The sequence below is a fragment of the Limnohabitans sp. DCL3 genome (genome assembly GCF_048019295.1).
Classification (GTDB): domain Bacteria; phylum Pseudomonadota; class Gammaproteobacteria; order Burkholderiales; family Burkholderiaceae_C; genus Limnohabitans_A.
Genome location: NZ_CP171842.1, coordinates 3,125,207 through 3,150,070, shown reverse-complemented (window position 1 = coordinate 3,150,070; position 24,864 = coordinate 3,125,207). Strand labels below are relative to the sequence as shown.

Sequence of the window (24,864 nt, the reverse complement as noted above, 5' to 3'; positions counted from 1 at the left end):
CGTTCCTGAAGGTGATGAACAGAAGATGGCCCGATTGTGGCCAGCCGCTTCAGACATGGGAACGATTTTTTGGTTGGTTATATATGTCAATGTAGATATAAGGGTGCACGGAACTCGGGTCAGCGCATGGGCTTGAGCGCAGAGCGTTGTGCCGCCCACAGCGCTCCGGTGCCCAGCAAACTGGCCGTGAGCAGCCACCACAGTGCCATGCTGTAGCCGTGCTGCGGTGACCACAGCAGGCCCAGAATCAGCGGTGCTGCCGCCCGCGCCAGCGCAATCGGCAAGCCCAGCAAACCATTGAGCTGCCCCACGTGCGCTTGGCTGACATATTGGGCCATGGCCGTGCCCTTGACGATGGTGTTCATGCCATTGCCCAGGCCATAGAGCAGCACAAACACCAGCGCCGCCAGTGGTTGCAGACCACCGACCATCAGCACCAGCACCCCTGCCGGGATCAGCGTGGGAATCCAGCGGTTGGCAGCGTGCACATCCCAGTAGCGCTCGAACAAAAACAAGACCAAACGTCCCAGCACTTGGATGACCCCAATCGCTGCCGGAATGCCCAAGACCCAGGCCGGGGGCAGCCCCGACTCTTGCAGCAAGGCAATCATGTGCGCGGGCAAGGCCGAGGTCACCGCCATGGTCAGCACCATGAACAAGGCCAACAGCCAAAAGGGTGCTTGGCGCAGGTGCGCGCGCACGGATTGGGGGCGGTTGGGGGGCGCGCTGTCAGTGGGGGCGCCATGCTCGCGCTGTGTGGGCTCGTGTGGGCTGGCCGCTGGGCGGCGTGTCCCGTGCAGCAGCCACCCGTGCAGGGGTGCACAGACCAACAATTGCAATGCGGCCAGTGCCCACAATGCTTGTCGCCAGCCCCAAAGTTCCATCCACCAGGCAAACAGGGGTATGAACACCGTACTGGCCAGTCCACCTAAAAAAGTCAGGGTGATGATGGCGCGGCGAAAGTCTTGCGGAAAGCGGCGCGTGACCACTGCAAAAGCGGGCGTGTAAAGCGTGGCCGCGAGGCCCAAACCCAAGCCAATCCAAGCAGCATAAAAGCCCATGACCGAGTTCACAAAGCTGTGGGCCAACAAACCCATGCCAATCCAGAGCGAGCCCAGTGTCATCACCAGGCGTTCGCGTCCAGCGTCGATCCAGCGGCCCACCCAGTAGGCCATCAAGCCCTCCGCCAACAAGGCCATGCTGAACGCCAAAGAGGATTGCGCGCGCGTCATGCCCAACTCCGCCTCGAGCGGTGTCATGAGCAAAGAGAAGGTGTAAAAAACGCTGCCCCAAGTGATGAGTTGGGGCAGGGAGAGCCAAAAACTGAAAGGACCCAGGGCCAGGGTGTGGGGCGGGCGAAAAAAACGCATCACCGATTATCGTGACAGCCGCCCAGGTGTTCGGTGGATGCTTGCTCAAGCCAAGCCTGAACTTGTGCGGCCGTGGGCATGGCGGTGACGGCGCCATGCGCCTGTGTTGACAAAGCCGCTGCAGCGTTGGCCCAGCGCAAGGCTTCGGGCCAAGGCGTTTGCCGGGCCAGGGCCGCGGCCAGTGTGCCTGTGAAGGTGTCACCAGCGCCGATGGTGTCCACCACTCGCATGGCATGACCGGCCACCCGCAATGGGGCGCTATCGGGCCGAAACAGGGCGCAGCCGTGCGCACCCAACGTCACCAGCACAGCCCCCACGCCGCGATCCAAGAGCTGGTGGGCGGCGCTTTCGATGTCTGGGGCCTGCGCCAAGCTCATCAATTCGCCCTCGTTGGGGGTGAGCACATCGATCAACGGCCACAGCTGATCGGGCAAAGGCATGGCGGGCGCCGGGTTCAACAGGGTCATCACGCCGTGGGCGCGGGCGATTTCAAACGCCGTGAGGGTGGCCGCCAAAGGCACTTCGCAAGAAGCCATCACCAGGCGGGCTTGGGCCAGCATGCCCGCAGCGGCTTGAACTTGAGCGGCGCTCAGGCCTGCACCGGCACCGGGGTAAACGGCAATCGAGTTGTCGCCATCTTCGTACACCAGAATCAGCGCCGTGCCGTTGGTTTCGCCTTCGCCGCGCACGACATGCTGGCTGTCAATGCCTTCACGAGACCACAAGTCCAGACCCATTTGCCCGAAATCGTCACCCCCAATGCGGGCGATCAGGCCGACAGGGGCGCCCTGGCGTGCCGCGGCAATGGCCGCATTGCTGCCCTTGCCACCAGGCAGTCGCTCAAAAGCGTGCGCCATCCGGGTCTGCCCACGCGTGAGCGGTTGGGGTATGTGGGCGATCAGGTCCACATTCCAGCTGGCGACGACTGCGACGTCCACCGCCATCAACCCGCTCCCGGTGTGCCGTAACCCATGGTCTGCGGCAACCACAACACGATTTGAGGGAAGACGGTGATGGCCACCAAAAGGCCCAGCAGCATGACCAAAAACAGCCAACCCTCACGCATCATGTCGCCAATCGGAATGCCGGTCAGGGCCTTGATCACAAACAACAGCATGCCAAAAGGCGGGTGAATCAGGCCGATCATCATGTTCAGCACCACCAGCACGCCAAAGTGCACCAGATCCACACCCAGCAATTTGGCCGCAGGCAGCAGCATGGGCACGAACACCAGCAGCAGCACCGACACGTCCAAGAAGCAGCCCAAAATCAGGAACAGGGCATTGACCATGAACAAAAATTGCAGTCGGCTCAGGTGCAGATTGTCCACCCATGCGGCCATGGCTTGGGGCACTCCCTCCGCGGTGAAGGCGTAGTTCAACATGAAAGAGCCGGCCAAAATGATGGTGATCACAGCACTCGATCGGGTCGATTCGAGCACCACACCCCAAAATGCGCGCCAGCTCAACGCGCGAAAGACGAAAGCGGCCAGCACCAGGGCATGCAATGCGGCCACGGCTGCCGCTTCGGTCGGTGTAAAGGCGCCGGAATAAATGCCGCCCAACAACACGATGGGCATGGACAAAGGCAGGGCCCCACGGAACAGTATGGTGGGCCACTCCCTGAGCGGGATGGGGTCTTCACGCGGCATGTTGCGTTGACGGGCGATGAAATACACCACGCTCATCATCAGGATGGTCATGCACACGCCAGGCACCACACCGCCCAAAAACAAAGCGCCGACCGAGGCGCCGGAGACCAGGGCATAAATCACCATCGGGATGGACGGCGGGATGATCGGCCCCAGCGTGGCGCTGGCCACCACCACCGCACCGGCAAAGCCAGGGGTGTACTCGGGCTTTTTGAGCATTTGCTTGATGGTGACCAAGCCGGGTCCTGCCGCGTCGGCAATGGCGCTGCCACTCATGCCGGAGAAAATCACGCTCACCAAAATGTCCACCTGCGCCAAGCCACCGCGCATGCGGCCCACCAAAATCCGGCAAAAGTCAAAAATTCGCTCGCTCACCGTGCCTGCGTTCATGATGTTGGCGGCAAACACAAACAGCGGTACCGCCAGCAGCACATAGCTGTTGTACAAGCCGTTGCTCACCTGCTCGGCCACCAGGCCCAGGTCTTGCCCTTTGACGAGCAGATAAGCCACGCCGGCCATCAACATGGAAAACCCGATGGGCATGCGCAGCAGCATGCCGACCACCACCACGCCCACCAGGGCCCACAATGCCAAACTCATGTCGCAAGTCCCTGGGTTTCGAGGCCCTGTCCTTTGATCGCCTGCCAGATGCCCCAGGCACTGCGCACCACCAGCGCCACCAGCAGCAGCACAAACGGTAAAAAGACCCATTGAAAAGACATGTCCAGCACAGGCGAGGACTCGCGCGCCATGAAGTGCACATAGTCCCAGCTGGCCGGAATGGCCACCAAGGCCAGGCCTCCGATCATGAGGTTGCCTGCGATGCGCATGACGCGGCGTGTTCTCACGCTGGCACTGTTCCAAAGCAGATCAAAAACCACTTGCTCGCGTTCGGGCACCATGAAGGCGGCAGCCCACAAAATAGCCCAGAGGTACAAAATCACCGCCAACTCGTCCGTCCATGGCAATGGTTTGTTGAAACCAAAGCGGGCCGTGATCTGCACCAAGAAGGTCAGGAAGAGGCAGAGAAAAACAAGGCCGCCGAACGTGTCGGCAGCTTTCTTGAACCAGCGCATCTTCAGCGGGTGTTGTTGATGCGATCAAGCATGCCGGCTGGCCACACTTTGGCGTAGTCCGACTTGGCGTAAGTGTCCTGCACCGACTTGCGGAAAGCTTCCAGATCGGGCGTGGTCACCTGCAAACCTTGTTGCTTGAAGAAGTCCACAATTTGGCCTTCTTCTTTGATGCGGTTCTCGTTGTTGTATTGGGCCGCCGCTTGCGCAGCGGCTTTGACGTTTTGCTTTTGCGCGGGTGTCAAAGCGTTCCAGGTCTTGTTGGAAATCGCAATGAAGATGCTGTCTACCAAATGGTTGGTCAGCACCAGTTGCTTGGTGACTTCATAGAACTTGGCCGCACGCACGGTGGGCAGCGGGTTGTCTTGACCGTCGATGGTGCCGGTTTTCAGGCCCAGATAGACCTCGCCGAAAGCCAGTGGTGTGGCCGTGGCCCCCAGCGCTTCACCGAGGAACAGCCATTCTTTGGTGCCAGGCATGCGCAGCTTGATGCCTTTGAGGTCTGCGGGTGTTTTGACGTTGCGCGCCTCACGCAGGTTGACTTGGCGTGTGCCCAAGTAGGCGGTCGACAAAATCGTCACGTCCATTTTTTCAGAGACGGTCTTGAACAGGCCCTCGCCAATGGGGCCGTTGAACACCTTTTGCTGGTGGGCTGGATCGCGCACCACATACCCTGCGGTGAAGATGGAGAACTCAGGCACCAGTTTGGCCATATCGAAGGCCGAAATGGCCGACAGCTCCAGGTTGCCCCGGGCCATGGCAGCAGGCTCTGTGCCTTGCTTGAACAAAGAGGCGTTCAGGTTGATCTGGGTGTCAAACTGGTTGGGCGAGGTTTTGTCCAGCGTGTCTTTGAACACGGTCCACATCTTGGCGTGCCAGTCGTCGGGCACAGCGGGCGTGGAAATGCGCATGGGGATTTTGGCTTGTGCCAAGGCTTGTGTGCTCACGCCGAGCAGGCTGCCAAGGGCCAGCGCAGAAACGCTGGCGGCCAACAGGCCGCGACGCAAAGTGGATGTGTGGTTCATGCTTGTCTCCTGGAGTGGTGGTGGGTAAAACGGAAAATGTGCATTGGAAGGGTTGAATCGTTTTATTCGCGCGCGGTGTCAATCTTGAACTGTTGCACGTGTTGGGCAAACGCCGCGTGGGCCTCGGTGGTCATGGCCACCAGGGGGGGGCGCACCCGCAACCAGCTGGGGTCGTTGTGCAAGGTGGCCATCACGCTTTTGAGGGCGGGCATCAAGGCATGGGGCTGGAGCAAGCCCAGCATGGTGTGCACGCGCTGGGTATCGTGTGCCGTGCCTGGTGCTGTGGATTCGAGCACCATGCGGTGCACGGTGCGCGGTAAGAAATTGGCCAGTCCACTGATGGCACCCGTGCTGCCCATGGGCCCCAGGGTGGGCAGGTCGGGTTCATAACCGACGTACACCGTCAGCGCTGGCATAAAGGCTTGGGCCAGCGCCACCGAATGGGCCCGGTCGCAGCTGCTGTCCTTGATGCCCGCAATGATGCTGGGGTAGCGTTGGAGCAGTTCGGCAATCACGCCATGGGACAGATTGACCCCAATGACCTGCGGGATGTGGTACAGGTACAGGCGCCAGTCTTTGGGGCCAACACCTTCGATGACTTGGATGTAGGCGTTCAAAATGCCTTCATCGCTGACGCCCTTGAAAAAGAAGGGTGGCAACACCAAGCACCCGTGCACGCCCAAGTCCACCGCATGGCGCGTGAGCTCCAGTGTCTCGGTGACCGCTGTGCAGCTGGTCGAGACCATGATGCGCTCGGCGGGTACGCCGTTGGCGATCAGTTGCTCAACGGCTTGCTTGCGCTCGGCTGAGGAAAACGAAGGCCCTTCCCCCGTGGTGCCAAAAATTGTGACACCACCGCAGCCCGCGTGGATCAGTGACAGGGCATGTGCGGCCAGTTTGGGGTGATCGATGTTCAGCTGCGCATCGAGCGGCGTGAGCATGGCGGGCCAAATGCCCTGAAAGCCGTTGCGGCTGTTGGTGAGCGAGGGTGTCAAGAGAACTCCGTGAGGATGAGGGCAGAAGTGGTTTCTGGGATGGGGGTGGCTGGGGCCGCAGCGTGGTCCGCCCGCGCCGGAGCGCTGAGCACGCGACGGTCTTGCCCCAGCACCCGTTGGTGGGCGCTGTGGATGTGGAAGGCCACGTGTTCGGCCACCGCCAGAGGGTCGCGCATTTTGAGCGCAGCAATCAGGTTCAAGTGCTCGCGCATGGCGGGCAACAACACTTCGGCCGACAAGGTCGAGCGCTCCAGATGGATCAAGCGCACGCGCAGGCTGTTGATGCGGTAGGTTTGCGAAATCAGGTCGTTGCCCAGTGTGTCGATCATCAGGTCGTGCAGGCCCCAATCCACCGAGGTGGCTTCCGTCAGCAGATCGTCGGTGATCGGGCCTTGGCCAGCGCGCTGCACGATGCTCAGGTGCGCTTGCTCAATGCTGTGGAGATCGCTATCGCTCACCGCCTTGACAAAATGCAGCGCGGCTTCGCGCTCGAGCATGCTGCGCAATTGGAAAGCGTTGTGGATCAATTTCAGGTCCACATGTGCAATTTGCAGGCCCCTTTGTGGCACGGTGCGCAGCAGGCCCTCGGCCTCTAGGCGCGGGATCAATTCGCGTACGGCGCCCAGCGGCATGCCCAGCAATTGCATCAACTCGCGTTGCGAGACGAACTGTCCTGGCTGCAGCTGGGCCTGCAGGATCTGTTGGCGAAAATTTTCGTAAGCGCGGGCGCGCAAGGTTTGGGGATTGGACGATGCGGCCATGGTGTCAATCGGTCGAGATGACGCCCTTGCGCAGCAGGATGTTGGCGTATTTGCGCAGATCGCCCGTTTGAACCACCAGACGGGCCGCGCGGGCTTGTTCGTAAAAAGCAAAACGCTCCAGGCTGCCCGCAGCCGCCTCACCCGCGTCGTGCAGGGTTTGCTTGAATTCGGCCACTGGCCAGGGCACCGCCTGCGCATCACCGACCACTTGCATGGTCCAGCTGCAGGGGCTGTCAAAGCTGTCCAGCGGCAACACGCTGAGCACGGCCTGAAGCACTTGCGTGGTGCTCAGGCCTGGCAGCTGGACCAGCCTGGCATGGGCTTGCTCGGCAATCCGGTCGGCAGGAAAGTTGGCATCGACCAGCGCCACGTCGTCGCCATGGCCGAGTTTGGCCAGGCCAAACAGCAACTGTGGGGTCAAAAGGGGTGAGATGTTTTTCAGCATGACTTGCTAACATGTTAGTGGTGCTTGCCGCAATCACCACTCCGTGAATACCCGTGTTAGGGTGTTCTGACCACAGCACGGGTCAAGCGCTGTTTGGCCCTCTACGATGACCGACATGTCCCCATCACGCGCTATGAAAACACCTGCTTTTTTGCCTTGCACCGATGGTGCCCGCCTCGGCTTGGGCGGCGCGCCATTGGGGAATTTGTTCGAAGCCCTGGATGATGCGCAGGCGCGCGCCGTGGTCGAAGCCGCTTGGAGCGACGGCTGCCGTACTTTTGATACCGCACCCCATTACGGCCATGGCCTGTCCGAGCGGCGGCTGGGTGACGCTTTGCGCGCTCAACCGCGCAGCCATTGGCGGCTGTCCAGCAAAGTCGGCCGTTTGCTCACGCCCCAGAGCCAGGCGCCGCACGAGCAGCACAGCTATGTGGCCACTTTGCCATTTGTGCAGCACTGGGACTTGTCGGCCAGCGGGGTGCGCCGCAGCGTCGAAGACAGCCTGCAGCGCATGGGCTTGGCCCAACTCGATGCGGTCTACATCCACGATATTGACGCCGCCACGCATGGCCCGCAGGCTGACCAGGTGCTGCGTCAGGTGCTCGAAGAGACGCTGCCTGAGCTGGCCAGACTCCAAGAGCAAGGGCTGCTCAGCCACATTGGCCTGGGGGTCAACGACCACCTGATTGTTGAGCAGGTGCTGCGCCACGCCGATCTGGATGTGCTGATGCTGGCGGGGCGTTACACCTTGCTTGACCAGTCGGCCTTGCCCACGCTCATGCCTCAATTGCTCAAGCGGCGGGTGGCGCTGGCGCTGGGTGGGGTGTTCAACTCTGGCATTTTGGCCACGCGCGTGGCGAAAGAGCGGCCCATGACTTTCAATTACGCACCCGCTGAGCGGGTCTGGGTGGACAAAGCCCTGGCCATGCAAAGCGTGTGCGATCAACACGGTGTCAGTTTGCCCGCTGCTGCTTTGCAGTTTGCACTGGCCCACCCGGCCGCACAGATCGTCATGCTGGGTGTACGCAGTGTCGCCCAATGGCAAGCAGCCCGACAAGCCGAGGGGGCCGTGATTCCGTCAGATTTCTGGCGCCAATTGCGCCATGAAGGCTGGATTCCTGCGCAGGCTCCAATCCCGGGCGAAACGCGCGTTCAGGGCGCGCTGCCATGATCGACGCCCACTTCCATTGCTGGCAATTGGCGCGGAACGACTACGGCTGGCTGACCCCGGATCTGGCGCCGATTTACCGTGATGTGTCTGTGGCCGAATGGCAGCACCAAGCACAGCCTTGGGGGGTGCGCGCAGGCTTGCTGGTGCAGGCAGCGCCCACCAGCGAAGAAACAGAATTTTTATTGCGGCAAGCACAGGACAACCCGGCTGTGTTGGGTGTGGTGGGCTGGATCGACATGCTCGCGCCCGATGCGGTGCAGCAGGTGGCACGCTGTGCCCAACAGCCGCTGCTCAAAGGTCTGCGGCCCATGTTGCAGGATTTGAGCGATCCGGATTGGATCTTGCAGCCCGCCATCGAGCCGGTGCTGTCGGCCATGGCCCGTGCGGGTCTGGTGTTCGATGCCCTCATCACGCCTGTGCACCTGCCGCGCATCTTGGCGCTCGCCCAAGCTCACCCTGATCTGAAGGTGGTGGTGGACCACGGTGCCAAGCCCGTGATGGCTGCGGCGGCCATGGCCGACTGGGTGCAGGCCATGACACCACTGGCGCAGCAGACCCATCCCGACCAGGTGGTGTGCAAGTGGTCAGGTTTGTGGACGGAGGCTGCGCCTGGCCAACCGGTCGAGGTGGTTCGGCCCTGGTGTGAAGCTTTGTTGGCCATCTGGGGCCCGCAGAGGTTGCTTTGGGGCAGCGATTGGCCGGTTTTGGAGATGGCGGGCACTTATGGGGCTTGGCGAAAATTCTCATTGGACGTGCTGTCCACACTTTCCAAACCCGAACAAAACGCTGTGTTGGGTGAGAACGCGCGGCGCATCTATCGGCTTTGACCCGTGATGCCTACGGGGTCAATCGCCCAGCGCATGACGGCGTTTTCGTTTCATGTCTCCTTGAGCACACGCCGATACTGAACCGCTTCGGCCACATGTGCGGCCTCTGTGCTTGCGCTGCCCGCCAGGTCGGCGATGGTGCGGGCCACTTTCAGGCTGCGGTGGATGCTGCGGCCGCTCCAGCCGAGTTTGGCGGCGGCTTTTTGCAGCAGGACCGTGGCCTTCTCGTCCAGTTGCGCCTGTGCATCGATGGCTTGGCCGTGCAGCGCTGAGTTGACGCAGCCCTGGCGGTCCAAGGCACGCTGGCGTGCCGCCAGGCTTCGGACAGCGATGGCCTGTGTGCATTCGCCAGCTGGCGCACCCAGCAGGTCATTGGCGGGCAGGCTGGGCACCTCGATGTGCAAATCGATCCGGTCCAGCAAAGGTCCGCTGAGTCTGCTTTGGTAGCGGTTGACTTGGTCGGGCGAACAACGGCAGGCCCGGATGCTGCTGCCCAAATACCCGCATGGGCAGGGGTTCATGGCCGCAATCAACTGAAAGCGCGCTGGAAACTCGGCCCGGCGCGCTGCGCGCGCGATGGTGATGGTGCCGGTTTCCAGTGGCTCGCGCAGGGCCTCCAGTGCGGCACGCGGAAATTCGGGCAACTCGTCCAGAAACAAAACCCCGTGGTGCGCGAGAGAGATTTCACCCGGCCTGGGCGGTGAGCCCCCACCGACCAGGGCCACGGCACTGGCCGAGTGGTGCGGCTGGCCCGTGGGCCGCTGTGCCCAGTGCCTCAGCTCAAAGCGACCGGCCAAACTGGCAATGGCCGCCGACTCGAGGGCCTCCTCCATGCCCATGGGCGGCAGCAGACCCGCAAAGCGTTGCGCCAACATGGACTTGCCCGAACCCGGTGGGCCCACCATGAGCAGCGAGTGGCCGCCAGCCGCAGCGATCTCCAGCACACGCTTGGCAGCCGCATGGCCTTTCACATCGGCCAAATCAGCATAGCGCGTCGGGGCGCTGGGGGTGGTGGTGGCCATGCGCGCCCAGCCCCCACTGGGCTCAGGGGGCGGCTCGCTGGAGGGGGGCAAAAATTGTTGCACCACATCCAGCAAGTGCTGGGCCCTGAACACTTGGGCATCGGGCACCAGCGCCGCCTCTTCGGCACTGCCAGGGGGCAGCACCAAGCGCGTGCGCACTTGCTGCTGACGCAGCACCAGGCTCATGGCCAGTGCACCGCGCACCGGTCGCAACTCGCCCGAAAGCGACAACTCGCCCGCAAACTCATGGCCAGCCAGTTTGCTGGCATCGATTTGCCCGCTGGCGGCCAAAATGCCCAGTGCAATGGGCAAATCCAGCCGTCCAGAGTCTTTGGGCAAATCGGCCGGGGCCAGGTTGACCGTGATGCGTTTGTTGTGTGGAAACTCCAGTCCGCTGTTTTGCAGGGCGGAGCGCACCCGTTCGCGCGCTTCTTTGACTTCCACGTCCGCCAAGCCCACCAAAGTGAAGCTGGGCAAGCCGTTGGCCAAATGCACCTCTACGGTGACCGCGGGCGCTTGCAGGCCAATCAAGGCCCGGCTGTGCACCAAACTGAGACTCATACCCCCTCCGTGCCCCATGCTGGTGCATGGTGTGTGGTCTGGCGCCTGCAACCAGCCCGCCGTATGTATTGGAAAACGATTCAAGCATAAAAAGACTACCAAAGAACTGGTAAATGCCCAAATGCAAGGAAGGAAGTTGATTGGCACGATATCTGCTTTACTGGGACGTTGTCGTTCACTTTTTACTGGAGTCCCTCATGAAATTCGCATCTAAAAAAACCTTGCTGGTGTCTTTGTTGGCTGTTGTGCCTTTTGTGGCCAGCGCCCAGCTGTCGAGCAATATTTCGCTGACTTCCAACTACAAGTTCCGTGGTCAGGATCAGGATCTCGGTTCCACCAAAAATTTCAAGCCAGCTTTGCAAGGTGGTTTTGACTACGCCTTCAGCAACGGCTTTTACGTCGGCAACTGGAACTCCAGCGTGAGCTGGTTGTCTGGCAACTCGTTGGAAGTGGATGTCTACGGTGGTTACAAAGGTGAGTTGAGCCCTGGCCTGGGTTACGACGTGGGTGTTTTGACCTACGCATACCCCGGTGCATCTGCCGCTGACACCACAGAGGTCTACGGTGGCCTGAGCTACGGCCCCTTGTCGGCGAAATACTCACAGACTGTGTCCGACCAATATTTCGGTGGTTCAAAAGCGTCATACCTGTCTTTTGGCTATGCACAAGAAATCAGCAAGGGTTTGACTTTGAAGGTCTCCGCTGGCATGACCAACTTCAAGACAGGTACAGATTTCTCCGATTACAGCGTTGGTGTGTCCTATGACTTGGGTGAAGGCTTCAGTTTGGGTGGTGCCTACGTGGGCGCTACCAAAAAGTCCTTCTACGGCACGCCCAACGATGGCCGCATGGTGCTGTCGTTGACCAAAGCCATGTGATCCGGACCTTCCCCTTCAAACCAAGGAGCCATCATGAAACTGGTGACCGCCATCATCAAACCCTTCAAGCTGGACGAAGTGCGTGAAGCACTTTCGGGCATCGGCGTGCAGGGCATCACCGTGACCGAAGTCAAAGGCTTTGGTCGTCAAAAGGGCCACACCGAGTTGTACCGCGGCGCGGAATACGTGGTCGACTTCCTGCCCAAAGTGAAGATCGAAGCCGCTGTCTCGGACGAACTCGTCGAGCGCGTGATCGAAGCCATCGAAGCCGGCGCACGCACCGGCAAGATTGGCGACGGCAAGATCTTTGTGTACGACCTCGAGCAAGTGGTTCGCATCCGTACCGGTGAAACCGGCGGCGAAGCGCTCTGACCCAGAAAAAGAAAGAGAGTCGAAAATGAAAAAGCTACTCGCTACCTTGGCCTTGGGCCTGAGTTTGGGCTTCGGTGTGTTCGGTACGGCCTCGGTCGCTACCGCGCAAACCGCGCCCGTCGCCGTGACCGCACCGGCTGCTGAGGCCAAGGCCGATGCAGCACCCGCCCCTGCCGCACCAGCGGCCGCAGCACCTGCTGCAGCCGAAGCCGCGCCTGTGCTCGTGCCCAACAAGGCCGATACCGGCTGGATGATGCTGTCCACGATCCTGGTGATCTTGATGGTCATTCCTGGCTTGGCGCTGTTTTACGGCGGTTTGGTGCGCAGCAAAAACATGCTGTCCGTGCTGATGCAGGTCGTCGTCACCTTCTCCATGATCACGGTGTTGTGGTTCGTTTACGGCTACAGCTTGGCGTTCACGGAGGGCAATGCGTTCATTGGTGGGTTTGACCGCCTGTTCATGAAGGGCATTTGGGACAACGTCGCAGGCACTTTTGCCAACGCCGCCACTTTCAGCAAAGGCGTCGTGATTCCTGAAATTTCGTTCGCCGCCTTCCAAGCCACGTTTGCTGGCATCACTTGCGCACTGATCGTCGGCGCCTTCGCTGAGCGCATCAAGTTCTCTGCTGTGCTCGCCTTCATGGTGCTGTGGTTCACCTTCAGCTACCTGCCTGTGGCGCACATGGTCTGGTTCTGGATGGGTCCTGACGCCTACACCGCCAAAGAAGTGGCCGATGAGATGACCAGCAAAGCCGGTCTGCTGTGGCAGTGGGGCGCGCTGGACTTCGCTGGCGGTACGGTGGTGCACATCAACGCCGCTGTCGCAGGCTTGGTCGGTGCCTTCATGGTGGGCAAGCGTGTGGGATATGGCCGTGAATCGATGGCGCCTCACAGCCTGACATTGACCATGGTCGGTGCCTCCTTGTTGTGGGTGGGTTGGTTCGGTTTCAACGCCGGCTCCGCTCTGGAAGCCAACGGTTTCGCTGCTTTGGCCTTCATCAACACCTTGATCGCGACAGCCGGTGCTGTGTTGGCCTGGTGTGTGGGTGAAGCGCTGATGCGCGGCAAAGCCTCCATGTTGGGTGCCGCTTCGGGTGCTGTGGCCGGTTTGGTGGCCATCACGCCAGCAGCCGGTAACGTGGGCCTGGGCGGTGCTTTGATCATCGGCTTGATTGGCGGCTTCGCTTGCCTGTGGGGTGTGAACGGTCTGAAGAAGATGCTGGGTGCAGATGACTCCTTGGACGTGTTCGGCGTGCACGGTGTCGGCGGCATCGTCGGTGCCTTGCTGACCGGTGTGTTCAATTCGCCCTCTTTGGGTGGCCCCAGCGCCATGGGTGACTGGGTCACATTGACCATGGTCACACCCGACGCCTACTCCATTGCTTCGCAAGTCTGGATCCAAGCCAAAGCCGTGCTGCTGACGGTTGTGTGGTCGGGTGTGGTCTCGGTGGTCGCCTTCAAGATCGTTGACCTGACCATTGGTTTGCGGGTCACCGAAGAAGAAGAGCGCGAAGGTCTGGACATCTCTTCACACGGCGAGTCGGCCTACCACGGCTAAAAGCCAGTCACTGCAAGTTTCATTGCAAAGGGTGGTTCACCACCACCCATTTTCCCAAGCCCGTTGCACCCTGTGCACGGGCTTTTTTGCTATGGTGGCGGCTTTGACGCACAAAGGCTGACACATGGCAAAGGCAGATCGGAAAGTGGCTGTGGTGACGGGTGGGGCCCGTGGCATTGGATTGGCCATTGGCCAGTGGTTTCTGGCCAAAGGCCACCAGGTCGTGTTGCTCGATGTGGACAGCACCACCTTGGACGCCACACAAAAGCAGCTGAACCGACCCGACGACCTGCTGTGCCTGCACACCGATGTGTCGCAGCCAGACTCAGTACAGGCCGCTGCCGACCAGGTGATGGCGCGCTTTGGCCGTGTGGACGCGTTGGTCAACAACGCGGGCGTTGCGGTGTTCAAGCCCGCGCTGGAAACCACCTTTGAGGAATGGCGCCGTGTGCTTTCCACGAACCTGGACGGCGCATTTCTGTGCACGCAGGCGTTTGGCGCCATCATGGCGCGCCAACGCAGCGGCGCCGTGGTCAACATCGCGTCCATTTCGGGTCTGCGCGCCAGCACCTTGCGCTTGGCCTACGGCACCAGCAAGGCCGCGCTGATCCACCTGACCAAACAATACGCCGCCGAACTGGGCAACTGCGGTGTGCGCGTCAACGCGATCTGCCCCGGCCCTGTCGAGACCGAGATGGCCAAGCTGGTGCACAGCGCAGCCATCCGCGCCGACTACTACGACACCATCCCGCTGGGCCGCTACGGCAGCACCGACGAAATGGCCAACACCGTCGGCTTTTTGTGCAGCCCAGAGGCCAGTTACATCAACGGGCAGTCCATCGCGGTCGATGGCGGCTTTGACGCCTCCGGCGTGGGCCTGCCTACCCTGCGCCGCACCACGCCGGAGCTGCAAGCCGTGGGCCAAGTCGATTGATCGGGGTACTTAACTGCGTGAGTGCCAGCGCAGGGGGCCGCTGACGGCACAATCACGCGCATGAACCCTTGGACCCGCATCACCTCCGAATCCGACGCTTTGGGCGAGTCGCCCTTTTGGCAAGCGCTGGAGCAGCGCCTGTACTGGGTAGACATTCCCGGCCAGCGCATTGCCCGTGTTCAGCTGAACGGCTTGCAGGCCCGTGGCCCGGTCGAATACTGGCCCTTGACCCAAGAGCCGGGCTGCATCGCCCCCGTGCAAGGGGGCGGCTTGGTCATGGCTTTGCGCGATGGCATTTACCTGGCCCGTGAATGGGGTGGCCCCTTGCAGTTGCTGACGGCCGCGCCGTATGACACGAGCAAGCAACGCTTCAATGACGGCAAGTGTGACGCGCAAGGCCGCTTTTGGGCGGGCAGCCTGTACGAACCCAAAGACCAAGCGCTGGGCTCGCTTTACATGCTGGACGGGCAAGGCCTGCACCCCATGTTGGGTGGCGCGCTGGACGGTGTGGTGACGGCCAACGGCCTGGCCTGGTCGCCCGATGGCCGCACGGCTTATTGGGCCGACACGGCTGCGCACCAAATTCGCGCTTTTGACTTTGACGCCACCAGCGGCCAACTCATCAACCCCCGCGTGTTCTACCAAGCCACCCCCAAACCCGCAGGCTGGGCCTGGGGCAACGCGGCACCTTATGGCGGCAGGCCCGACGGCGCGGCGGTGGATGCAGAAGGTTGCTACTGGTCAGCCCAATACGAAGGCGGCCGCCTGCTGCGCATCTCGCCAAAAGGCGAGGTGCTGGCCGAAGTGCCCACCCCAGCCCTGTGCCCCACCATGCCCTGCTTTGGCGGTGAGGACCTGAAAACGCTGTTCATCACCACCGCGCGCCATGGCCGCAGCGAAGCAGAGCTGGCGCAGTACCCCGGCTCGGGCTGCGTGTGGGCGATGCGGGTGGAGGTGGCGGGCTTGCCGGTGAACGGTTTTAAGGTCCATACCCATAAATAATTGGCTGATTTGGGCATCGAACCGTTGTCTACCCGGGGTGCAAATATCACCAACGAGCTGGTTGATCGCCTGAGGGATGCGGAAGGGATTTGAAATCGTTTGGTATTTGAGGTCGTTTCACCTTTCTTCAGTCCTCATCAATTTCCCACAACTTGCCCGTTCAAAAAATTCACGCACGCGTCAAAGCGTGGGCGTTACCATCATTGCCCATGGACGTTCAACTCAATTCACTCATCGACGCTGTGCGCTCTGCCGCAGCCCAAGGCCGCACATGGCGTTTGCGCGGCGGTGGCAGCAAAGACTTTTGGGGCCAAAGCCTCTCGGGTGAGGTGCTGGACACCCGGGCCTATCGGGGCATCGTCAGCTACGAGCCCAGCGAGTTGGTGGTGACAGTGCGTTGCGGCACGCCCCTGGCCGAGCTGGAAGCCACCCTGGCCGAAAAAGGCCAGTGCTTGGCGTTTGAGCCGCCACATTTCGGCCCCCATGCGACGGTGGGTGGCATGGTGGCCGCAGGTCTGAGCGGCCCGGCACGCGCCACGGTGGGCGCTGTCCGAGACTACGTGCTCGGTGCCCGATTCATCAACGGCCTGGGCGAGCACCTGACGTTTGGTGGCCAGGTCATGAAGAACGTAGCCGGTTACGACGTGAGCCGCTTGATGGCGGGCAGTTGGGGCACGCTGGGCCTGATCACCGAGGTCAGCCTCAAGGTCTTGCCGGTGGCCCCGGCCGAAGCGACCTTGATGATCGCGGGTTTGGCCCAAAGCCCGGCTTTGGATTTGCTGCACCGCTGGGGCGGTCAACCCTTGCCCTTGAACGCCAGCGCTTGGGTGCGCGACCCCACGGCGCAGCCCGAGGCTGATTATTTGTTTGTGCGCTTGCGTGGTGCGGTGGCTGCGGTTCAGTCGGCCACGGCCCGGATGAGTGCCGATGCCGTGGCGCTGGGCGCCCAAGTGCAGGCCATGGACAACGCGGAAGCCACGCAAGACTGGCGCGCCAGCGGCGAGCAACTGTTGCCGTTTTTTGATGCCCCCAGTGCCGATGCCTGCCTTTGGCGTTTGTCGGTGCCGCAAACCACGCCCTTGCTGGATTTGCCCTACGCCCAATACATCGAATGGCAAGGCGCGCAGCGCTGGCTTTGGGCACCCGCTTCTGCGGCCTTGGCCTTGCGTGAGCTGGCGCAATCGCTCGGCGGCCATGCCACCTTGTTCCGCGCCAGCGCCAAGCAGGCCGAGGTGGACAAAGCCGCAGGCGTGAACACCCCACTGGACGCTGTGCAGCAACGCATCCAGCAACAGTTGCAAAAGCAGTTCGACCCGAAAGGCGTTTTCGCCACCGGTCGCATGCACCCCCTCTGAGGCGAATTTTCATGCAAACCAACCTCGCCCCTGAATACCAAAACACCCCCGATGGCTTGGAGGCCGAGGCCATCCTGCGCAAGTGCGTGCACTGCGGCTTTTGCACGGCCACTTGCCCCACTTACCAATTGCTGGGCGACGAGCTGGACGGCCCGCGTGGTCGCATCTACCTGATGAAGCAGGTGCTCGAAGGCGAAACGCCCACCCGCAAAACCCAGATGCACCTGGACCGGTGCCTGACCTGCCGCAACTGCGAAAGCACTTGCCCGAGCGGCGTGCAATACGGCCACTTGGTCGACATCGGCCGCAAATTGGTGGACGCCAAAGTCGAGCGCCCCGCCAGCGAAAAGCTGGTGCGCTGGGCGCTCAAAGAAGGCCTGCCTTCGCCCTTGTTCGCCCCGGCCATGAAGATGGGCCAGATGGTGCGCGGCTTGCTGCCCGACGGCCTGAAGGCCAAAGTGCCCGCGCCACAAAACGCTGGCGCCTGGCCCACTGCGCAGCACGCCCGCAAAGTGCTGATGCTGGCCGGTTGTGTGCAGCCGAGCATGAGCCCCAACATCAACACCGCCACCGCCCGCGTGCTGGACGCCGCAGGCATCCAGGCCGTGACCGCACCCAAGGCCGGTTGCTGTGGCGCGCTCAAGTTCCACCTGAACGACCACGACGGCGGCAAAGACCACATGCGCGCCAACATCGACGCCTGGTGGCCGCTGGTCGAGAGCGGCGACGTTGAAGCCATCGTGATGAACGCCTCGGGCTGCGGGGTCATGGTCAAGGACTACGGCCATGTGCTCAAAGACGACCCGCAGTACGCCGACAAAGCCGCCCGCATCGGCGCTTTGACGCGCGACTTGAGCGAATTGCTGCCCGAGCTGGTTCCCCTGCTCCAAGCCAAGATCAAGCCCCAAGCTCTGCAAGCCGCAGGCCTGCAGGCCTACCACCCGCCTTGCACGCTGCAACACGGCCAGCAACTCAAAGGCGGCGTGGAAAAGCATTTGGGCGATCTGGGTTTCAAGATCAAGGTCACGGCCAATGAATCGCACCTGTGCTGCGGCTCTGCGGGCACCTACAGCGTGCTCAACCCCGATCTGTCCAAGCAACTGCGGGATCGCAAGCTGGGCCACCTGAACGCGCTGCAACCCCAGGGTGTGATCAGCGCCAACATCGGCTGCATCACCCACCTGCAAAGCGGCAGCGGCCTGCCGGTGCGGCATTGGGTGGAGTTGCTGGATGAGGCGTTGCTGGTCGGGTGACGATCCCATTGAGGTAAAACAAAATTGACATGATTTATATTCATGGTAAATTTTGTTTCATGTCAAAACCCGCTCACGCCACAGAAATTCTGCCTGCTGCGGTTGCCCGCGCCCTGAAAGACCTGGGCGAAAACTTGGCGCTGGCCCGCCAGCGCCGAAAGGAAAGCCAGCGTACCTGGGCCACTCGCCTGTCGGTCTCGGTGCCCACGCTCATCCGCATGGAAAAAGGTGATCCGTCGGTGGGCATGGGCGTCTACGCCACGGCCTTGTGGCTCATGGGGCGGCATGCGGCCTTGCCCGAAGTGGCGGCACCTGCGCAAGACTTGAATGCGCTGGAGCAAGACATTCAAGCCGTGCGCCAACGCAGCAAACGCTTGTCGCGCAAACCGGAGCAGGTGCTGTGAGCCAGGCCTATGAACCCCAAGACAGCATGAGCCTGTGGTGGTTGGGTGATCCGCATGCGCCTCAGCGTATCGGTACCCTGAGCCTGCAAGACCAGCGCCGCAAGGTGGCCCTAACTTACGACCCCACATGGCTGTCATCGCCCCAGGGCTTTGCCTTGAGCGAAGACCTGCCCTTGCGCACAGGGCTGATGTTGCCCACCGAACGTGATACGGCGGCGGGTGCAGTAGACGATGCCCGACCCGATCAATGGGGCGAGCGTGTCATCCGATTGATCGAGCGGCCTGCGCGTTTGTCTTTGCTGGAGTATTTGTACTTTGCTGGCGATGACCGCTTTGGGGCTTTGGGCGTTTCATTACCAGCTGAAACTTATGTCCCCGCCACAACAGCGGCCATGCCCACCTTTGAAGGCCTGAACGACATGCATCAGGCGGTGCAGCGCGTTATGGCGGGCGATGCCGTCAGCGAACAGCAGCGTCGCTTGCTGCAGCCTGGCGTGTCGATGGGCGGCGCACGGCCGAAGTCATTGATGCAAATCGATGGCGTGTCCTGGGTGGTCAAGTTTTCGGAAGGCGGTGATCTGGACTCGCCACTGATCGAACACGCCAGCATGCAGCTGGCGCGCCGTTGCGGCATCCAAACGGCAGACACCTTGGCCTTGCCTTTGCCACAAGGCCATGCGGTGGCTGTGCGGCGCTTTGACCGCGAGGGCACACAGCGTCTGCATATGTTGTCTGCTCATGTGGCATTGCGGGCGGCAGGCGAGGCCATGGGCTACCCCGAGTTGGCCCAGCTGATCCGCCGTTTGGGTCGCCCCCACCAAGTGCGTGCGCAGCAGCAAGAGTTGTTCAGGCGCATGGTCTTCAACATCCTGATCGACAACACCGACGACCATGAAAAAAACCACGCCCTGGTTCGAGGCGCTGATGGTTTTTATGCGTTGTCACCCGCTTTTGATGTGCTGCCCGCAGCGCAAGGACTGGGCTATCAGCAAATGCGGGTGGGTGCGCAGGGTCATGAGGCCAGTATGGTCAACGCTTTGTCGGAGGCGCGTGCGTTTGGCCTGACGGACACTCAAGCTCGTGTGACTGTGGCTGAAATCGCCAGTCAGGTGGCGCAGTGGAAAGTGGTGTTCAAAGGTCTGAATGCTCGCGATGCGGACGTTGACCTGTTGGCGCAGTATCTGGATGGGGCTCATTTGCGTGAGCAACGTGCAACATTGAAATCCTAACGCCTGTCGTTCGAATGATCGGCCTGAGACTCCCGAAACCTGATTCGCCAAGCTGAGTCCCAACACCGAAAGTCCTTTTTTCCATCCGCCAAGACCAGCGCCCGAGCACGCCAAAATGCCCACCCGGGTAGGATTCAGCGCTGGACGGCAGACCGCGCTTTCAAAGCGCAAACAAAGGACAAGACGATGGCGATACCTTGGTTGACGGCGCTCAAAGTGATTCCTTGGGGCGAGGTGATCGAGCACGCGCCTTCGGTACTCAAAGCTGCGCGCAAGCTGATGGACCGCCAACCCCCTCAGTCGCCAGATCAAGCAGGTGCCCCTGCCAAACAAACGTCCGTGAGTGCTGTGCCCAGCCTGGGAGAACTCAAAAACGCCTTGATTGCCGCACAAGGCCAGATCGACCGCCAAGCCCAAACCCAGCGGGAGCTGACCGAAACTCTGGCCGAGTTGGCCGAACAAAATGCGCGCTTGGTCAGCGCCGTGGAAATGCTGCGTCTGCGCACACGGGTGTTGGTGTGGGGTGGCGTGGCGATGTTGGTGTGGTTGGCGGTGCTGACTTGGTGGGCTTGAGCCAAGGAGGACGCACGTCATCCATTTTGGCCAATGGGTGGCTTGGTTGTTGGGTTTACGAACGCTTGATGAGGACTTCTGCACCCTCCTGACACCCCGTTGTCAGTACCCCTCAGGCAAAGTTCTCCCAGTGCACAGACGGTCTGTGCACCTTCAGGGAGAAAGACAAAAATGCAAAAAGTGATCGACTGGTTTGAGATTCCGGTGAGCGACATGCCGCGTGCCCAGGCGTTTTACGAGGCTGTGCTGCAAACGACTTTGCAGCGCGAAAGCTACGCGGGACCGGGCATGCAGATGGCGGTGTTTGCGGGGGAGGGTGATGCGGTCAAAGGCGCATTGATGTCGGGGCACCCGGCTTTGCAGGTGGGCGCTTGCGGCACGCTGGTGTATTTGCATGCTGGGGCATCGCTGGATGCCGCCTTGCAGCGCGTGGTGGCCGCAGGCGGGCAGGTGGCCATGGGCCGGGTGGTTTTGCCCGACGGGCTGGGCTTCATGGCGCACATGCGCGATGTGGATGGCAACCGGGTCGGCTTGCACGCTTACGCCTGACAATTTGCGTTTGATCTGTCCACCCAACTGTTTATCCCATGCGCCGCGCTGACCGCCTTTTCCAGATTGTTCAACTCATCCGGGGCCGCCGCCTGACCACGGCCCGTTGGCTGGCGCAGCGTTTGGAAGTGTCTGAGCGCACGGTCTACCGCGATGTGGCCGACCTGCAATACCAGGGCGTGCCCATCGAGGGTGAAGCGGGGGTGGGTTATCGCCTAGGTGAGGGCTTTGACTTGCCGCCGCTGATCTTCACCCCGCAAGAAGCGCAGGCTTTGGTGGTGATGACACGGGTGGCGCAGCAGTGGCTGGACCCAGCGCTGGCCCGAGCGAGCGAATCGGCTTTGTCGCGGGTGCTCAGTGTGCTGCCCGCAGACCAGCGCCATGCGGCGCAGCACACGCCGGTGTATTCGCCGCCTTGGGGCTTAACGGCTGAGCAGCAGCCGCACTTGCAGTTGTGGCGCGAAGCCACGCAAGGGCTGCACAAGTTGGCGCTGGTGTACAGCGATGCGCAAGCCCGCACCAGCGAGCGCACGGTGTGGCCGCTGGGCAGTTTTTTCTGGGGCGCGGTCTGGACACTGGTGGCTTGGTGCGAAAAGCGTCAGGACTTTCGCAGTTTCCGGCTCGACCGCATCCAGTCGATGACTGGGCTGGCTGAAACTTTCAAGCTGTCCGATGGGCAGCGCTTGATTGACTTTTTGCGCCGACAAGGCGTGGACCCGCAGGTTTTGGCCGAGGGTCGATGAAGAGGACATTTTCATGAAAATCGCAGAGATCGAAACGCGGGCTGTGTGGGGCCTGTCGGTGCGCACCCGAAACGCCGACGAGATGCAGGCCGCTACGGCGCGAATAGGCCGACTGTGGGCCGACTTTGCCGCGCAGATCGCGCCACATCTGGCACAGGGCACGCGGGTGTATGGCATTTATCACGGCTATGAGTCGGATGCTTTGGGGGCCTTTGATGTGCTGGCGGGCTCCGATGCCTTGCCCCTCGCCGCAGGTGATTCACTCGCCTTGACCCGAATTGACATCGCCCCCGGGTCGTATTTGGTGTTTGACGCGCCTGGGGCCATGCCCCAAGCGGTGGTGGATGCCTGGGCGCGGATCTGGCGCTACTTTGCCGACCCTTTGTGCCCGCACCAACGGACCTACACCACAGACTTTGAGTGTTACGCACCTGATGGGCTGACAGAAATTTTCATCGGTGTGCGGCCATCATGAACTACTGGATCGGTGTGGTCAGCCGCTCGCATGTGTTGCGAGGGGTGGCTGGTGGCTTTGCGCAGATGAGCCACGGCAAGGAGGCTCCGCTCAAGCGGATGAAGGCGGGCGATGGCCTGATTTATTACTCGCCGCGTGAGACATATCCCGACGGTGCGCCTTTGCAAGCGTTCACGGCCTTAGGGTTCATTCGATCGGGAGAGGTGTATGAATACGACATGGCGCCCGACGGCGTGTCGGGGTTTGTGCCTTGGCGCATCGACGTGGATTACCAGCTTGCGCAGCCAGTGCCCATCAAGCAGTTGATCGCGAAGTTGGAATTCATCTCCGACAAAACCCATTGGGGGGCTGTATTCCGGTTTGGTCAGATCAAGATCAGCGAAGCAGATTTTTTCAGAATCGCCGAGGAGATGGGCTGCGGAAAGATGCCTGAACGGGTGTTGCCGATTCAGGCTGCGCTGTTTTGATCAAGCCGCCAGCGCCGCCTCAATGTCTTTGGCGATTTTTTCTGGCGAGTCTTGCGGCGCGTAGCGTTTGATCACGCGCCCATCACGCCCCACCAAAAACTTGGTGAAGTTCCATTTGATGCCTTTGCTGCCCAAAATGCCCGGGGCCTCGGCAGTGAGCCATTGGTACAGCGGGTGCGCTTCGTCGCCGTTGACCTTGACCTTGCTCATCATTTGAAAGCTCACGCCATAGTTCTTCTGGCAGAAGTTGGCAATCTGTGCGTCGTCGCCCGGGTCCTGGCTGGCGAATTGGTTGCAGGGAAAGCCGATGACCGCCAAGCCTTGGTCAGCGTAGGTTTTGTGCAGTTTTTCCAGCCCGGTGAACTGGGGCGTGAAACCACACGCGCTGGCGGTGTTGACGATCAGCATCACCTGACCCTTGTAGCGCGACAGGGGCACGGTTTGGTGGTCGATGCTTTGGGCTTCGAAGTTGTACAGGCTCATGGGGTGCTTTCCGGTTTATGAGAACAGATGGGCATCATGCCAGTGACAGCCCATGGCCGTGCACACCGTTTCACTTGGCCTTGTGGCCAGGCCCGACGATGGACAGCAATGCGGCCAGCAAAATCAAGCTCCCACCCATCAGGGTGCGGCTGTCCCAGCTGGAGGCGCCCAGCAACACGGAAGACACACTGGCAAACAGCACTTCGGACAGCATGACCAGTGCCGTGGTGTGGGCGGCCAAGCGTGCAGCGCCGTATTGCAGCGCCAAATTGCCCAACAAAAACGAAAGGCCCAGCAGGGCCACAAGCGGTAACCAAGTCCAAGTCGGGGCCGCGCCGATGGCCACCACGCCCGTGGTCAAACCGACAACGGCCGCCAACGTGGCCATGACCGCGCCGCCACCAAACATGGCCAGAGTGCGCGACGAGCTGGGGGTGTCCTTGAGCTTGAGCAGCAAGGCGTTGGTGATGGCAAACGTCAGGCCGCCCATCAGGGCCAACCCATCGGCCAGGCTTTCGGGCACGGGCCAGGGCGTTTCGGGGGTTTTGAGCACGATGAACAAACCGCCCAGCGCCAGCACCAAACGCAGCAAAGCCATAGGGGTTGGTTTTTCACCCAGCAACCACCAAGCCACCAGCACGGACCAGGCGGGCATCAGATAAAACAGCAGCACCACGCGCACCACATCGCCCACCGTGACAGCCCAGTTGAAGCCCACATTGGTCAGGCCCGAGGCCAGCAGCAAGAGCCACAATCCGGGGTGGCTGCGCCAGCTCAGCAGTTGTCCGGTGCGCCACAGCCACAGGGCGATGGACACGAAAACAAAGGCATAGACCAACGCTGTGGCCCACAGTGGGTGCAAGCCTAGGCTTTCGAGTTGTTTGAAGGGCCACCAGCACACCCCCCAGACAAAAGCGTTGAACAAGAGCCCGGCAACCGCCAGACTTTTGGGAGAGATGTGGCCCATCCGTGGGCAGCTCAGGGCGTGTCGCCAGAGGCTTTGCCGGCCAACGTGGCCTGACGCTTGCGCCACCAGCGCCAAGCCAACCAGGCGACGCCGATGCCCAGCAGAGCAAAAATGCCATGCTGGAACTGGCGCAGCACACCGAACATCCAGTCCCAGTTTTGGGCGCCAAAGTAACCCAGGTACACCCAGATCGGCACGCTGATCAGGGCGGCAAAGCCGTCCATGAAAAACCAAGTGGCAAAGCTCACACGTTGGCTCATGCCCGCCGAAAAGAAGACTGGGGTGCGCAAGCCGGGCAAAAAGCGGGCCACAAACATGACCCATTTGCCGTATTTTTGGAACGCATCCTGGGCGCTGGCAAAGCGTTCGGGGGTCAGAATTTTGCGAAAGCCGGGCAATTGGGAGATGCGTTGGCCATACAAGCGGCCCAGGGTGAACATCAGGCCATCACCGACCATCACGCCCGCCATGCCCACGGCAAACATGGTGTTCACATCGGCATGGCCCAAGCCCGCGATGACGCCGCCCGTGACCAGGGTCACGTCTTCAGGCACAGGAACGCCAAAGCCGCAAATCAACAACATCACGAACACAGCCAAATAGCCGTATTCGGTGAAGATGGGCATCAAAAACTGAAAAACTTCCATGGATTACAAGGTTCAGCCAGCGCCTGAACAGCTCAGGCGGAATGCGCGGGGTTAACAGGCAGCGGGTCAGTGTA

The 24,864-nt window shown here is 61.3% G+C and carries 28 protein-coding genes; 16 read left to right on the top strand and 12 right to left on the bottom strand.

Features of this window, described 5'->3' with window-relative positions:
- Positions 1 to 119 precede the first annotated feature (119 nt).
- The 8 genes from ACHEXK_RS14480 to ACHEXK_RS14445 all read right to left on the bottom strand — a co-directional run bounded on the left by ACHEXK_RS14480 (position 120) and on the right by ACHEXK_RS14445 (position 7,320).
- Entirely contained in the window at positions 120 to 1,370 is a 1,251-nt protein-coding gene (locus ACHEXK_RS14480) for an MFS transporter (protein WP_416546986.1), read from the bottom strand.
- The gene (locus tag ACHEXK_RS14475; protein WP_416546985.1) at positions 1,370 to 2,314 is read right to left on the bottom strand and encodes a ribokinase; all 945 of its coding nucleotides are present in this window, start codon (positions 2,312 to 2,314) and stop codon (positions 1,370 to 1,372) included. The genes ACHEXK_RS14480 and ACHEXK_RS14475 overlap by 1 nt, the downstream gene beginning before the upstream one ends.
- Positions 2,314 to 3,621: a TRAP transporter large permease gene (locus tag ACHEXK_RS14470; RefSeq protein ID WP_416546984.1), complete on the bottom strand. Its 1,308-nt coding sequence runs from the start codon at positions 3,619 to 3,621 to the stop codon at positions 2,314 to 2,316. Before ACHEXK_RS14470 ends, ACHEXK_RS14475 begins: the two co-directional genes overlap by 1 nt.
- Entirely contained in the window at positions 3,618 to 4,097 is a 480-nt protein-coding gene (locus ACHEXK_RS14465) for a TRAP transporter small permease (protein WP_416546983.1), read from the bottom strand. The genes ACHEXK_RS14470 and ACHEXK_RS14465 overlap by 4 nt, the downstream gene beginning before the upstream one ends.
- 2 nt (positions 4,098 to 4,099) lie before the next feature.
- Complete coding sequence (locus ACHEXK_RS14460) at positions 4,100 to 5,119, bottom strand: sialic acid TRAP transporter substrate-binding protein SiaP (protein ID WP_416546982.1); 1,020 nt, start codon at positions 5,117 to 5,119, stop codon at positions 4,100 to 4,102.
- 62 nt (positions 5,120 to 5,181) lie between these two features.
- A complete protein-coding gene (locus tag ACHEXK_RS14455; RefSeq protein WP_416546981.1) occupies positions 5,182 to 6,114 on the bottom strand; it encodes a dihydrodipicolinate synthase family protein in 933 nt (310 codons plus the stop codon).
- On the bottom strand, positions 6,111 to 6,875 hold the full coding sequence (locus ACHEXK_RS14450) for a GntR family transcriptional regulator (RefSeq protein WP_416546980.1): 765 nt from the start codon (positions 6,873 to 6,875) through the stop codon (positions 6,111 to 6,113). The genes ACHEXK_RS14455 and ACHEXK_RS14450 overlap by 4 nt, the downstream gene beginning before the upstream one ends.
- Before the next feature lie 4 nt (positions 6,876 to 6,879).
- Positions 6,880 to 7,320, bottom strand: a complete 441-nt coding sequence (locus ACHEXK_RS14445) for an RbsD/FucU family protein (protein ID WP_416546979.1) — start codon at positions 7,318 to 7,320, stop codon at positions 6,880 to 6,882.
- Between the two features lie 133 nt (positions 7,321 to 7,453).
- Here ACHEXK_RS14445 and ACHEXK_RS14440 point away from each other — a divergent pair, with 133 nt between their 5' ends.
- Positions 7,454 to 8,491, top strand: a complete 1,038-nt coding sequence (locus tag ACHEXK_RS14440) for an aldo/keto reductase (RefSeq protein WP_416546978.1) — start codon at positions 7,454 to 7,456, stop codon at positions 8,489 to 8,491.
- On the top strand, positions 8,488 to 9,318 hold the full coding sequence (locus tag ACHEXK_RS14435) for an amidohydrolase family protein (protein ID WP_416546977.1): 831 nt from the start codon (positions 8,488 to 8,490) through the stop codon (positions 9,316 to 9,318). The genes ACHEXK_RS14440 and ACHEXK_RS14435 overlap by 4 nt, the downstream gene beginning before the upstream one ends.
- A gap of 50 nt (positions 9,319 to 9,368) precedes the next feature.
- Here the strand turns inward: ACHEXK_RS14435 and ACHEXK_RS14430 are convergent, their stop codons facing one another.
- The gene (locus tag ACHEXK_RS14430; RefSeq protein ID WP_416546976.1) at positions 9,369 to 10,901 is read right to left on the bottom strand and encodes a YifB family Mg chelatase-like AAA ATPase; all 1,533 of its coding nucleotides are present in this window, start codon (positions 10,899 to 10,901) and stop codon (positions 9,369 to 9,371) included.
- A 197-nt stretch (positions 10,902 to 11,098) separates the two neighbouring features.
- Here ACHEXK_RS14430 and ACHEXK_RS14425 point away from each other — a divergent pair, with 197 nt between their 5' ends.
- From ACHEXK_RS14425 to ACHEXK_RS14360, 14 genes are all read left to right on the top strand, one after another.
- Positions 11,099 to 11,779 (top strand): TorF family putative porin, encoded by a 681-nt coding sequence (locus ACHEXK_RS14425; RefSeq protein WP_416546975.1) that lies wholly within the window; start codon positions 11,099 to 11,101, stop codon positions 11,777 to 11,779.
- A gap of 33 nt (positions 11,780 to 11,812) precedes the next feature.
- Positions 11,813 to 12,151 carry a P-II family nitrogen regulator gene (glnK, locus tag ACHEXK_RS14420; protein WP_100118295.1) on the top strand — a complete coding sequence of 113 codons (339 nt, stop codon included), beginning with the start codon at positions 11,813 to 11,815 and terminating at the stop codon, positions 12,149 to 12,151.
- Between the two features lie 25 nt (positions 12,152 to 12,176).
- Complete coding sequence (locus ACHEXK_RS14415; RefSeq protein ID WP_416546974.1) at positions 12,177 to 13,709, top strand: ammonium transporter; 1,533 nt, start codon at positions 12,177 to 12,179, stop codon at positions 13,707 to 13,709.
- A gap of 124 nt (positions 13,710 to 13,833) precedes the next feature.
- Positions 13,834 to 14,643 carry an SDR family NAD(P)-dependent oxidoreductase gene (locus ACHEXK_RS14410; RefSeq protein WP_416546973.1) on the top strand — a complete coding sequence of 270 codons (810 nt, stop codon included), beginning with the start codon at positions 13,834 to 13,836 and terminating at the stop codon, positions 14,641 to 14,643.
- A 60-nt stretch (positions 14,644 to 14,703) separates the two neighbouring features.
- On the top strand, positions 14,704 to 15,645 hold the full coding sequence (locus tag ACHEXK_RS14405) for an SMP-30/gluconolactonase/LRE family protein (RefSeq protein WP_416546972.1): 942 nt from the start codon (positions 14,704 to 14,706) through the stop codon (positions 15,643 to 15,645).
- A 209-nt stretch (positions 15,646 to 15,854) separates the two neighbouring features.
- Positions 15,855 to 17,000 (top strand): glycolate oxidase subunit GlcE, encoded by a 1,146-nt coding sequence (glcE, locus tag ACHEXK_RS14400; RefSeq protein ID WP_416546971.1) that lies wholly within the window; start codon positions 15,855 to 15,857, stop codon positions 16,998 to 17,000.
- Positions 17,001 to 17,011: 11 nt separating this feature from the next.
- A complete protein-coding gene (glcF, locus tag ACHEXK_RS14395; protein WP_416546970.1) occupies positions 17,012 to 18,253 on the top strand; it encodes a glycolate oxidase subunit GlcF in 1,242 nt (413 codons plus the stop codon).
- A gap of 59 nt (positions 18,254 to 18,312) precedes the next feature.
- Positions 18,313 to 18,657: an XRE family transcriptional regulator gene (locus ACHEXK_RS14390; protein WP_416546969.1), complete on the top strand. Its 345-nt coding sequence runs from the start codon at positions 18,313 to 18,315 to the stop codon at positions 18,655 to 18,657.
- Entirely contained in the window at positions 18,654 to 19,886 is a 1,233-nt protein-coding gene (locus ACHEXK_RS14385) for a type II toxin-antitoxin system HipA family toxin (protein ID WP_416546968.1), read from the top strand. The genes ACHEXK_RS14390 and ACHEXK_RS14385 overlap by 4 nt, the downstream gene beginning before the upstream one ends.
- A 186-nt stretch (positions 19,887 to 20,072) precedes the next feature.
- Complete coding sequence (locus ACHEXK_RS14380; RefSeq protein WP_416546967.1) at positions 20,073 to 20,459, top strand: hypothetical protein; 387 nt, start codon at positions 20,073 to 20,075, stop codon at positions 20,457 to 20,459.
- A gap of 171 nt (positions 20,460 to 20,630) precedes the next feature.
- Positions 20,631 to 21,008, top strand: coding sequence for a VOC family protein (locus tag ACHEXK_RS14375; protein ID WP_416546966.1), 378 nt, complete (start codon positions 20,631 to 20,633; stop codon positions 21,006 to 21,008).
- 38 nt (positions 21,009 to 21,046) lie between these two features.
- Entirely contained in the window at positions 21,047 to 21,751 is a 705-nt protein-coding gene (locus ACHEXK_RS14370) for a helix-turn-helix transcriptional regulator (protein WP_416546965.1), read from the top strand.
- 13 nt (positions 21,752 to 21,764) lie between these two features.
- Complete coding sequence (locus tag ACHEXK_RS14365; RefSeq protein ID WP_416546964.1) at positions 21,765 to 22,226, top strand: GyrI-like domain-containing protein; 462 nt, start codon at positions 21,765 to 21,767, stop codon at positions 22,224 to 22,226.
- On the top strand, positions 22,223 to 22,693 hold the full coding sequence (locus tag ACHEXK_RS14360; RefSeq protein WP_416546963.1) for an EVE domain-containing protein: 471 nt from the start codon (positions 22,223 to 22,225) through the stop codon (positions 22,691 to 22,693). Before ACHEXK_RS14365 ends, ACHEXK_RS14360 begins: the two co-directional genes overlap by 4 nt.
- On the opposite strand, the gene ACHEXK_RS14355 is transcribed toward ACHEXK_RS14360, so the two are convergent.
- The 3 genes from ACHEXK_RS14355 to ACHEXK_RS14345 all read right to left on the bottom strand — a co-directional run bounded on the left by ACHEXK_RS14355 (position 22,694) and on the right by ACHEXK_RS14345 (position 24,790).
- Positions 22,694 to 23,176 carry a glutathione peroxidase gene (locus ACHEXK_RS14355; RefSeq protein ID WP_416546962.1) on the bottom strand — a complete coding sequence of 161 codons (483 nt, stop codon included), beginning with the start codon at positions 23,174 to 23,176 and terminating at the stop codon, positions 22,694 to 22,696.
- A gap of 70 nt (positions 23,177 to 23,246) precedes the next feature.
- On the bottom strand, positions 23,247 to 24,143 hold the full coding sequence (locus tag ACHEXK_RS14350; RefSeq protein WP_416546961.1) for a DMT family transporter: 897 nt from the start codon (positions 24,141 to 24,143) through the stop codon (positions 23,247 to 23,249).
- Between the two features lie 11 nt (positions 24,144 to 24,154).
- Positions 24,155 to 24,790 (bottom strand): DedA family protein, encoded by a 636-nt coding sequence (locus ACHEXK_RS14345; protein WP_416546960.1) that lies wholly within the window; start codon positions 24,788 to 24,790, stop codon positions 24,155 to 24,157.
- Positions 24,791 to 24,864: the final 74 nt, after the last annotated feature.

What these genes read in the sequence shown, in the direction of transcription:
- ACHEXK_RS14375 (WP_416546966.1), top strand. Translation starts at nt 20,631, where the DNA reads ATGCAAAAAGTGATCGACTGGTTTGAGATTCCGGTGAGCGACATGCCG.
- ACHEXK_RS14410 (WP_416546973.1), top strand. Translation starts at nt 13,834, where the DNA reads ATGGCAAAGGCAGATCGGAAAGTGGCTGTGGTGACGGGTGGGGCCCGT.
- ACHEXK_RS14350 (WP_416546961.1), bottom strand. Translation starts at nt 24,143, where the DNA reads ATGGGCCACATCTCTCCCAAAAGTCTGGCGGTTGCCGGGCTCTTGTTC.
- ACHEXK_RS14365 (WP_416546964.1), top strand. Translation starts at nt 21,765, where the DNA reads ATGAAAATCGCAGAGATCGAAACGCGGGCTGTGTGGGGCCTGTCGGTG.
- ACHEXK_RS14360 (WP_416546963.1), top strand. Translation starts at nt 22,223, where the DNA reads ATGAACTACTGGATCGGTGTGGTCAGCCGCTCGCATGTGTTGCGAGGG.
- ACHEXK_RS14430 (WP_416546976.1), bottom strand. Translation starts at nt 10,901, where the DNA reads ATGAGTCTCAGTTTGGTGCACAGCCGGGCCTTGATTGGCCTGCAAGCG.
- ACHEXK_RS14345 (WP_416546960.1), bottom strand. Translation starts at nt 24,790, where the DNA reads ATGGAAGTTTTTCAGTTTTTGATGCCCATCTTCACCGAATACGGCTAT.
- ACHEXK_RS14460 (WP_416546982.1), bottom strand. Translation starts at nt 5,119, where the DNA reads ATGAACCACACATCCACTTTGCGTCGCGGCCTGTTGGCCGCCAGCGTT.
- ACHEXK_RS14435 (WP_416546977.1), top strand. Translation starts at nt 8,488, where the DNA reads ATGATCGACGCCCACTTCCATTGCTGGCAATTGGCGCGGAACGACTAC.
- ACHEXK_RS14440 (WP_416546978.1), top strand. Translation starts at nt 7,454, where the DNA reads ATGAAAACACCTGCTTTTTTGCCTTGCACCGATGGTGCCCGCCTCGGC.
- ACHEXK_RS14405 (WP_416546972.1), top strand. Translation starts at nt 14,704, where the DNA reads ATGAACCCTTGGACCCGCATCACCTCCGAATCCGACGCTTTGGGCGAG.
- ACHEXK_RS14380 (WP_416546967.1), top strand. Translation starts at nt 20,073, where the DNA reads ATGGCGATACCTTGGTTGACGGCGCTCAAAGTGATTCCTTGGGGCGAG.
- ACHEXK_RS14390 (WP_416546969.1), top strand. Translation starts at nt 18,313, where the DNA reads ATGTCAAAACCCGCTCACGCCACAGAAATTCTGCCTGCTGCGGTTGCC.
- ACHEXK_RS14475 (WP_416546985.1), bottom strand. Translation starts at nt 2,314, where the DNA reads ATGGCGGTGGACGTCGCAGTCGTCGCCAGCTGGAATGTGGACCTGATC.
- ACHEXK_RS14465 (WP_416546983.1), bottom strand. Translation starts at nt 4,097, where the DNA reads ATGCGCTGGTTCAAGAAAGCTGCCGACACGTTCGGCGGCCTTGTTTTT.
- ACHEXK_RS14355 (WP_416546962.1), bottom strand. Translation starts at nt 23,176, where the DNA reads ATGAGCCTGTACAACTTCGAAGCCCAAAGCATCGACCACCAAACCGTG.
- glnK (WP_100118295.1), top strand. Translation starts at nt 11,813, where the DNA reads ATGAAACTGGTGACCGCCATCATCAAACCCTTCAAGCTGGACGAAGTG.
- ACHEXK_RS14370 (WP_416546965.1), top strand. Translation starts at nt 21,047, where the DNA reads ATGCGCCGCGCTGACCGCCTTTTCCAGATTGTTCAACTCATCCGGGGC.
- ACHEXK_RS14425 (WP_416546975.1), top strand. Translation starts at nt 11,099, where the DNA reads ATGAAATTCGCATCTAAAAAAACCTTGCTGGTGTCTTTGTTGGCTGTT.
- ACHEXK_RS14450 (WP_416546980.1), bottom strand. Translation starts at nt 6,875, where the DNA reads ATGGCCGCATCGTCCAATCCCCAAACCTTGCGCGCCCGCGCTTACGAA.
- ACHEXK_RS14445 (WP_416546979.1), bottom strand. Translation starts at nt 7,320, where the DNA reads ATGCTGAAAAACATCTCACCCCTTTTGACCCCACAGTTGCTGTTTGGC.
- ACHEXK_RS14470 (WP_416546984.1), bottom strand. Translation starts at nt 3,621, where the DNA reads ATGAGTTTGGCATTGTGGGCCCTGGTGGGCGTGGTGGTGGTCGGCATG.
- ACHEXK_RS14415 (WP_416546974.1), top strand. Translation starts at nt 12,177, where the DNA reads ATGAAAAAGCTACTCGCTACCTTGGCCTTGGGCCTGAGTTTGGGCTTC.
- glcE (WP_416546971.1), top strand. Translation starts at nt 15,855, where the DNA reads ATGGACGTTCAACTCAATTCACTCATCGACGCTGTGCGCTCTGCCGCA.
- glcF (WP_416546970.1), top strand. Translation starts at nt 17,012, where the DNA reads ATGCAAACCAACCTCGCCCCTGAATACCAAAACACCCCCGATGGCTTG.
- ACHEXK_RS14480 (WP_416546986.1), bottom strand. Translation starts at nt 1,370, where the DNA reads ATGCGTTTTTTTCGCCCGCCCCACACCCTGGCCCTGGGTCCTTTCAGT.